The following is a 511-nucleotide window of genomic DNA, read 5'->3' on the forward strand; positions in this document are numbered from 1 at the left end:
TTACGATACTGGTTGTGCCCAAACGTTGACAACGTACCCCTAATAATAAAGTATCCGGATAAAAAACTGGACGTAAATACTGACAGCTTGACTGAGCGAGTACAGTGACCATATTGCCATCAAACATCCCTAAAGTCTGCAAATAAGCAATGCGCGCTGACTCAGCATAACGATAAAACACCACGTTATTTAAATGATTGAAAGCATCCATCTCCCCCCAATGTATTGGCTGAGTATGTATGACTGGATAATGGGCCAGATCGACAGGATAGCTATCGTTTGGTATATCTGCTGTTAGGCGTGTAGAGTGATTAACGAGATCCATAATTTGCCTTAATTTTCGTTTACTATTTTTCGTTTACGGGATAGAAGTGCATCAAAGTATCAGTTTTTAAGAGTATCAGTGTTTAAGAGCACTAGTGTTTAAGAACATTAGTGTCTAAAAGTAATAACGCTTAACAAGCTTGAACACTCTGACAGGCTGCTACTCAAAGCTTACTTACGCTCAGAC

At 39.5% G+C, this 511-nt stretch carries 1 protein-coding gene; it reads right to left on the reverse strand.

Annotated features, from left to right (window positions below):
* Positions 1 to 325 (reverse strand): acyl-CoA thioesterase (locus tag ACS8FD_RS24775; protein ID WP_439277795.1); only part of this gene is annotated, 325 nt, incomplete at its 3' end.
* Between the last annotated feature and the right edge of the window lie 186 nt (positions 326 to 511).

The organism is Psychrobacter sp. 1U2 (assembly GCF_051847575.1).